Source organism: Dyadobacter sp., assembly GCF_051859145.1.
Lineage (GTDB): Bacteria > Bacteroidota > Bacteroidia > Cytophagales > Spirosomataceae > Dyadobacter.
This window is the reverse complement of sequence record NZ_JBHYGF010000194.1, coordinates 1-7840: the sequence shown is the minus strand read 5'-3', so window position 1 is coordinate 7840 and position 7840 is coordinate 1. Positions and strand designations below refer to the sequence as shown.

The 7840-nt window shown below is 47.0% G+C and carries 9 protein-coding genes; 2 read left to right on the top strand and 7 right to left on the bottom strand.

The window, feature by feature from the left end; genetic code table 11:
- Together ACTIE6_RS12510 and ACTIE6_RS12505 are read right to left on the bottom strand one after the other, a co-directional pair.
- Nucleotides 1–412 (bottom strand): biotin/lipoyl-containing protein (locus ACTIE6_RS12510; RefSeq protein ID WP_439556959.1); only part of this gene is annotated, 412 nt, incomplete at its 3' end.
- 49 nt (nucleotides 413–461) lie between these two features.
- Complete coding sequence (locus ACTIE6_RS12505; RefSeq protein WP_439556958.1) at nucleotides 462–1733, bottom strand: competence/damage-inducible protein A; 1272 nt, start codon at nucleotides 1731–1733, stop codon at nucleotides 462–464.
- A gap of 106 nt (nucleotides 1734–1839) precedes the next feature.
- Here ACTIE6_RS12505 and ACTIE6_RS12500 point away from each other — a divergent pair, with 106 nt between their 5' ends.
- Together ACTIE6_RS12500 and gldC are read left to right on the top strand one after the other, a co-directional pair.
- Entirely contained in the window at nucleotides 1840–2568 is a 729-nt protein-coding gene (locus ACTIE6_RS12500) for a DUF4197 family protein (RefSeq protein ID WP_439556957.1), read from the top strand.
- 57 nt (nucleotides 2569–2625) lie between these two features.
- Entirely contained in the window at nucleotides 2626–2967 is a 342-nt protein-coding gene (gene gldC, locus ACTIE6_RS12495) for a gliding motility protein GldC (RefSeq protein WP_056289209.1), read from the top strand.
- Nucleotides 2968–3059: 92 nt separating this feature from the next.
- On the opposite strand, the gene ACTIE6_RS12490 is transcribed toward gldC, so the two are convergent.
- From ACTIE6_RS12490 to gluP, 5 genes are all read right to left on the bottom strand, one after another.
- Nucleotides 3060–3413 carry an MmcQ/YjbR family DNA-binding protein gene (locus ACTIE6_RS12490; RefSeq protein WP_439556956.1) on the bottom strand — a complete coding sequence of 118 codons (354 nt, stop codon included), beginning with the start codon at nucleotides 3411–3413 and terminating at the stop codon, nucleotides 3060–3062.
- Nucleotides 3410–3589 (bottom strand): DUF6728 family protein, encoded by a 180-nt coding sequence (locus tag ACTIE6_RS12485; protein ID WP_439556955.1) that lies wholly within the window; start codon nucleotides 3587–3589, stop codon nucleotides 3410–3412. The genes ACTIE6_RS12490 and ACTIE6_RS12485 overlap by 4 nt, the downstream gene beginning before the upstream one ends.
- Nucleotides 3586–5616 (bottom strand): (E)-4-hydroxy-3-methylbut-2-enyl-diphosphate synthase, encoded by a 2031-nt coding sequence (gene ispG, locus ACTIE6_RS12480; RefSeq protein ID WP_439556954.1) that lies wholly within the window; start codon nucleotides 5614–5616, stop codon nucleotides 3586–3588. Before ispG ends, ACTIE6_RS12485 begins: the two co-directional genes overlap by 4 nt.
- Before the next feature lie 73 nt (nucleotides 5617–5689).
- Nucleotides 5690–6781 carry a GHMP family kinase ATP-binding protein gene (locus ACTIE6_RS12475; RefSeq protein WP_439556953.1) on the bottom strand — a complete coding sequence of 364 codons (1092 nt, stop codon included), beginning with the start codon at nucleotides 6779–6781 and terminating at the stop codon, nucleotides 5690–5692.
- Between the two features lie 3 nt (nucleotides 6782–6784).
- The coding region (gene gluP / locus ACTIE6_RS12470; RefSeq protein ID WP_439556952.1) for a glucose/galactose MFS transporter at nucleotides 6785–7840 on the bottom strand (1056 nt) is incomplete at its 5' end.

The window sequence follows — 7840 nt, the reverse complement described above, 5'->3', positions numbered from 1 at the left end:
CAATGCTCAGTACAAGCGGGGAATAAAAGGGGTTCATCCCGGTTTCCTGGCTACTTACTACTCTTTCTTTCTGTGTAATTGCCTGCTCAAATTCCTGTTCCAACTGTGTAGCAACAGCCACTTCTTCCGCGGGCGCTTGTTGTAAAAATGCCGGCTCGCCTGGTGTGTCATCTGTAACTTCAATCTGCGCAACCGGACTGCCGATCGGCACCACGTCATTTTCCTTCACAAGCCATTTGACCAGCTTGCCTACGTAAGGGCAAGGTACTTCGGTATCCACCTTATCAGTCGCTACTTCCAGAACGGAATCGTCTACCACCACTGCTTCGCCTTCTTTTTTGAGCAGGTGCAACACGGTGCATTCCATTATGCTTTCGCCCATTGAAGGCATTACCATTTCTAAAATTTTCATAAAAACTATATTAACCGGCAACAATAGTCGCCCGTAATGGATCAATTCCCTAAGCTTTCGTCACCAGATTGGCTTTCAATATGGTTTTTCTTAAAAGATTAAGTACATAGGAAGATGTAAGTTCGATGTTTATTTTCCGGTCATTTCGCAAAGTCAGCAGTTGCGTAAAGGTTTCATTTGGCCCTGCACACGCAATCCAGACTGTCCCTACCGGCTTTTCCGGCGTGCCTCCATCCGGTCCGGCAATGCCGGTTGTGGCGATTGCAAAAGTGGTATTCAGGAGATTTCTTGCTCCTTCGGCCATTTCACGGGCAGTTTGCTCGCTCACCGCTCCGAATGCATCGAGTGTTTCTTTCTTTACGCCCAACACATTCATTTTGATCGCATTGCTATAACTCACAACGGAACCCTCAAAATAGCGCGAAGATCCTGCGACCGCCGTAATGCGACTGGCCACATAACCGCCGGTGCAGCTTTCCGCGGTTGACAGTGTAGCCTGGTTTTGCATCAGCAAGGAACCCACAACCGTTTCAAGTTCATCAAGATCGAAGCCGAAAACGTGTTCTTCGATGACCGGCATTACCTTATCAACCTGATCCTGCAACTCTTTTTCGAGAAGCGCCTGATCAGTGCCGGTACCTGTCAGCCGCAGACGAACCTGACCGAAATGAGGCAGGTAGGCAAGCTTGATATGTGTGGGCAATGCAGTTTCCCAGTCAGCTATTTTCTCAGCCAGAAAAGATTCTCCGATTCCGATCGTACGAATGGATTTATGCTGGATGATCGAAGTCGGGAACTTTGCTTTGAGCCGCGGCAGTATCTCGTGCTCCATCAGGTTCTTCATTTCATAAGGAACCCCGGGCAGTGACACGTACACGACATTATCTTTTTCAAACCACATTCCGGGGGCGGTACCACAAAGGTTTGGTATATAGGTACAGTTTTTGGGTAGTGCTGCCTGTTGAACATTCATCTCGGTCATGGCGCGACCTCTTTTCTCAAAAAACGAGGTTACAAGTGCCAGGGCGTCCTGATTGATTTCAAGTTCAGTGCCGAAATATTCGCAAAATGTGTGTTTGGTAATATCGTCGCGGGTTGGTCCGAGACCTCCCGTAACTATAATTACCTGCACGCGCTGACTTGCTTCTGCGAGTGCGTCAAGTATATCCTGCTTGTTGTCTCCAACAGAAGTTTTTCGCACCGGACGAATGCCGATGTCAGTCAATTGAGTGCCAATCCATTGGGTATTGGTATCGGTTATCTGACCAAAAAGTATCTCGTCACCGATGGTAATTATTTCAGCCCTTGTCGAAGAAATCATCTCGTTGAAATGGATTGTTAAGAACCGTTAATTCCCAAAAATAAGTAAAATTAATCGTTATTGAGTACGTTTGAACCTTAGTCCGGTACCAACCAAGTCTTTTGTAATGAAACATAAAATTATAGCGCTAACGTTGTTTTCACTGCTTTCAGCTACCGCCTCCATGGCGCAGTTTAACCTCGGGAAGGTGTTTGATAAGGTAGGGGGGAAGAATAGCACCGGCCTCGCCGAAAATGAGATTGTCCAGGGATTGAAGGAGGCTTTGAATGTAGGTATCAGCAATGGATCGGCAGAAGCGTCCAAAGTGGATGGTTTTTTCAAAAACGAGCTGATCAAAATTGCTGTACCGCCTGAGGCGCAGAAAGTCGCAGAGACTTTGCGGAAAATGGGACTGGGTGCACAGGTAGATAAGTTTACCTTGTCCCTCAACCGCGCAGCGGAAGATGCAGCTAAGAAGTCGAAACCGATCTTCGTTAAAGCAATCACTTCCATGACGGTGCCCGACGCACTCGGTATCCTCAAAGGCCAGGATGATGCGGCAACACAGTACCTTAGAAAATCAACGAATGATGATTTGTTCAAAACATTTTACCCGGTTGTAGACAGCACTTTGAACCTCAACAAGGCGACTGAATATTATGCGGATATTGTAAATACTTATAACCAGCTCCCGCTTGTGAAGAAGGTTAATCCTGACCTGAAAGAATACGCAACCCAGAAAACGATTGACGGACTGTATGTTCTGATTGCGCAGGAAGAGAAAAAGATCCGTGAGAACCCTGGTGCGAGGGTAACTGATTTGTTAAAGAAGGTTTTCAGCAAATCCGGAAAGTAGCATTTCAAGGCTATTGTAAACGTCAAATGCTTACTTTTGCTGAAAATTAACACCGTTATGAAAAAGTCAGAAATACATTTCACCGTTGAATTAGACGATAAAAATATACCTGAAAAGATATTCTGGGATGCTACCGACAACCCGAATGAAGGTATCAACGACACCCGCGCCATTGCGATTGCGGTTTGGGACCATTATCACAGAGGTACCCTTAAAATCGACCTTTGGACAAAAGATATGGAGGTTTTCGAAATGAAGCGCTTCTATATCGAACTCATGAGCGGAATTGCCGATACCATGCTCACCGCGACAAACGACCGCGTGATGGCGGAAGCCATCGAAGGCTTGTGCGAAACGCTCAGCAAGAAGCTGGATGAGGAGATGAAGGCTGCTAAGTAGTCTTCGGCGTGGCAAGTCGCAATGTCCCTTCGACTGCGCTCAGGGTGACAAAAATACATCTATGCCTTGTCACCTTGAGCGCAGTCGAAGGGTTAAAGCGACAATGCAGCCTGCTCCTTCTTAGGCAGGCTCTTCCCGACTAGCTCATAAGAATCTCTCACCCATTCAAATAAAAGCTCACTTGGAATACTGCCGGTAACATTGACAGTATTCCAGTGTTTTTTATTCATGTGATAGCCCGGCAGTACGTCGGGGTATTTTTCTCTGAGCTCTACTGCTTTTTCAGGATCGCATTTTGCATTAAAGCCAAATTTCGGTGCATCCAGCGAGGTTAGCAGAAATACTTTCCCTTTTACTTTAAATACCAGTGTGTCTGGACCGAAAGGTAGTTCCTCGGTTACGGCAGGTAGTTTGAGGCAGTAGTCACGCAGCGATTCGAGGTTCATCTTGTTAATGCTCTTACGATCATTACTATAAGACAGATCAAAAACATGACGATGGAAATGCGGTTGATTCCGTGCATCATGCGCAGGTTAAATGAGTCGGGCGCATTCGGATCTTTTTTCTTAAAAACCCTTACGAAGTAGTAAAACACGTCGCCCAGTTGGAAGTACTTTTTCATATTGTCTGATTGATTAATGCTTTTTTAACCAAAATTTCACGTTCACTGGGTTCAATCCAGCGGCCATCTTCACGAATAAGCTCAATCAGTTCGTCCACGGCCTTTGCCGCCGTCACCGATCTTTTAATCACTTCCTGGCCGCGGTACAAAGCAATTTTATCTTTGCCCATTCCCACATATCCATAATCCGCGTCGGCCATTTCGCCAGGCCCGTTCACAATGCAGCCCATGATACCGATTTTCACGCCTTTCAGGTGCTCGGTATGTTTACGGATCATTGCTGTGGTTTCCTGCAGGTCAAAAAGCGTCCTGCCGCAGGATGGACAAGAGATATATTCCGTTTTTGACATTCTTGTACGCGCTGCCTGCAAGATCCCGAAGGCAATATTGTTGTAGGAAGCGGCAATGGTCAGCTTGTCGTCGTGCAATGTATTTCCATCAAAATCTGGGCGAAGTATCACACCATCACCAAACCCGTCCACCAGTAAGCCGCCGATATCAGTTGCAGAGTAAAGTGTCAGCTTATCTCCGATATCAGTCTTGTAATTCCTCTCAATAACAACAGGTACCTTGATTTTCAGCTCAGTCATTTTGTAAAAAAACCTGCGCAGCTCGGGCATTGCATGTTTGTTCTGAGTAAAAACTATGAGTACAATCTTGTCAGTTTCGCTGATATTATTCAGGAATGTATCGTCAAAGGCATGAATGTTACCTCTTACAAAATTGAGCTGCCCACTCACTCCATTTACTGCCGAAGCCCATTCTTCTGCTTTGAACAATGGGAACTTGCTTTCTCTTTCCGGATGATGCAACCATTGTTTGTAATCCACAATTTCCTTCAATCCATTCGGCAGCATAAAAGGAACAGGATTCTGAGCTGTGTAAATGTAGTCTGCGCCCAGATCGTTCATCGCCCATTTATCAGGAACAGGCAGGAAAAAGTGCCCGATGCTTTTCAGGTCTGAAAGGTTTTGAACAGGAATATCAGAGTAGTCAGCAATTACCCGCGGTACATTGAGGTGACCAAGGTTATTGACTTCGTAAGTATCTCTACGGGTATATTGAAAAGGATTGATCGGGTTGCCGGCAATGGGCTCTATTGCATCGTGCGGTACGCGACTGGTATATCTTTCAATTAAAGCGCGCGCAACCGGCGCTTCTTTTTCGGGGGCTTCGGTAAGCGAAACCCTCACGGTGTCTCCCAATCCATCTTCCAGCAAAGTACCGATACCCACAGCCGATTTGATCCGGCCGTCTTCCGCCTCTCCGGCCTCTGTTACGCCGAGGTGAAGCGGATAGGGTTTCAGACCTTCTTCATCCAAACGTTGTACCAGCAGGCGGTAGGCTTCTACCATCACCTGCGTATTGCTGGATTTCATCGACAATGCGATGTTATAGTAGTTCAGCTCTTCGCAGATCCGCAGGAATTCCAATGCGGATTCCACCATACCGAGTGGCGTGTCCCCATATCGGCTTAGTATCCTGTCCGAAAGAGAGCCGTGGTTGGTACCAATGCGCATGGCTGTTCCGTACTCCTTGCATATTCTGACCAATGGAATGAATTTCTCCCTGATCCTTTCAAGCTCGGCCGCGTAAGAAGCGTCTGTATAATCGATGATTTCGAATCGCTTTTTGTCGGCGTAGTTTCCGGGGTTGATCCGCACTTTCTCGACAATGCGGGCGGCCAGTTCGGCGGCGTTGGGGGTAAAATGAATATCCGCAATCAATGGAACGTTTATGCCAAGTTTACGCAGCCCGTTTCTGATATTTTCAAGATTTTGAGCCTCTTTTACACTAGGAGCTGTGATCCGCACGTATTCGCATCCGGAATCTACCATTCGTACAACCTCGTCAATGGAACCCTGGGTGTCCATTGTGTCTACGGTTGTCATGGATTGAACCCGGATCGGGTAATCGGAGCCCATGGGCAGGTCTCCGATCTGAATTGTAATGGTTTTTCTGCGTTGATATGCTGTCAGCGATGGACAGTACAGGTTACTTTTTGTCTCAGAAGGTGCGATGATCATGGAATTTGATTGTGATCCGGTAAGCACAAAGGTCTTAAAAGAATAACACAATCGGAATTACATTCGTGCCTTTTTAAGGGTTTGCATCTTCAATCCTCGTACCGGAATCAACTGTGATGATGTAACTTTTTCCACCTTCTCTTTCAATGGCCGCAGCTACTTCTTCGGCTTTTTGAGGCGCGTAAACGAACATACAGCCACCGCCGCCTGATCCGTTTATTTTCCCGCCCAATGCACCTGCAAGCAAGGCTGCATCCATCATCCGCTCTATCTTGGGAGTTGAAGTGCGTTTAAAATCGCGAAGGTTTTTGTAGTGCCTGTATAGTAAATCACCGAAATGTTTGTCGAAAGATTGATCCGCATTCTCTTCCGAACTTTGGCTCAGAAGCGCCTTGCCTTCGAGTAGTATATCCCGGTCCTCTACATTGGCGCGCAAAAGCCCGAGCTCGTCTTCCGAAAGAATGTTCCGGTAGTCAGTAAGGTGCTCAGGTGGTGTGCTGAAAATTGAAAATTGCGGGTTGAAGGAGGTTACTTTTCTAATCACATCCTCCATTCCAAAACGGCACCTTGCCAAAATCCCGAGGGTATCTTTTGGTTCAAGGGAATCGCCGAGAACGAAGGTGCCCAGCTTGGGCGTGAGCGTTTCAACCCTGATTTCGGGCGTGGATTCGAGGTATATCACATTTCCGATTGCGGTAGAATAATGGTCCATCATGCCGCCGGGCTCTCCGAATTCGAGTACCTCGGCTGCATTGGCTATTTCTCCCAGCTCCTTTTGAGAATAATTGGCGGGATTGTCGCTCATCCTGTCCAGGAAGTGTGCCCACGAAACAATGAGGGCAGACGAACTTGACGTACCTGAATTGATCGGGATGTTACCGTGTATGGTACATTCAAAACCTCTTGAAAAAACAAGTCCCTTTCGCCTCAGCACATTGATGGTACTGCGAAAATAATCCCGCTGCACCACGTAGGGAAAGGTATCGCGAAGGGAAAAATCTTCCTGGATACCCAAATCAGGCAAATGCAGGATCACCTGATCGTCGTTCCGGTAAGTACCGTCAATACTGATCCTGCGCGATATGGCGGCTGCGATGACGGGTAATCCAAGATAATCCTGGTGTTCACCAAAGAGACAAATGCGGCCGGAAGTTGAAATTCTCATGAACTACCAGCTTTTCTTTTTGTGGCCAAACAGACCGAAATAGAGAATAAACAGGTAGAGCGGTAACATAATCCAGTAAGCTTGCTGCGTGCTGCCAATGGAGTCAGCGATACCTCCGTATACCAGCGGCAGAATAGCGCCACCGGAAATACCCATTACCAAAAGTGCCGAGGCAGTTTTGGTGAATTTACCCAAGCCACTCAGCGACAATGGCCAGAGTGCAGGCCAGATCACCGCATTGGCAAAACCTAATATCGCAATGCAAAGTACGGAAGTGAAGCCCGTTGAATTTACTGCAACCAGGGTAACAATTACACCCAGGATCGCGCAAAATTTGAGATAAGCTTGTTGAGAAACATATTTAGGGATCAATGCAACCCCAAGAATGTAGCCGAACATCATTCCATAAAGTGTGTAAGTACCGAAAAGGCGCGCTTCTTCTTCTGCGAAGCCAAGGTCGATACCATAGCTGATAATTGTGTCACCGGCGATTACCTCCACACCCACATAACAGAACAATGCAATCACACCCATCACAAGGTTAGGGAATTGCAGCACACTCGTTTTAGTTACAACAACCTGCGACGAGCTTACAACCGGCTCTTCTTCCTCTTCGCTCACTTCCACCAGCCCTTTTGAAAACCGGATCATGATCGCAGTAGCCACCAGCACGAGCGTAAGGACAATGTAAGGAGTAACCACTTTATCGAGCTCATCTTTCGGATCAACCGACGAGGCACCCGCCAGCAGCAGCTGACCAAAGATCAACTGGCTGATTACACCGGCTGTTTTGTTGGCAATCCCCATGATACTGATACGCTGCGCAGCACTTTCGCGGGGTCCGAGAATGGTAACGTAAGGATTTGACGCCGTTTGTAATACTGTGAGTCCGATGCCAATTGTGAATAAACCTACCAGAAATAAGCCGTAAGATGCCATGGAAGCGGCAGGTATAAATATCAGGGTACCAGCCGCCATGACCAGCAAAGCGATTGACATTCCGTTTTTGAAACCCGTCTTTTTGAGAACGAGTGAAGACGGGATTGCCATTAAAGTATA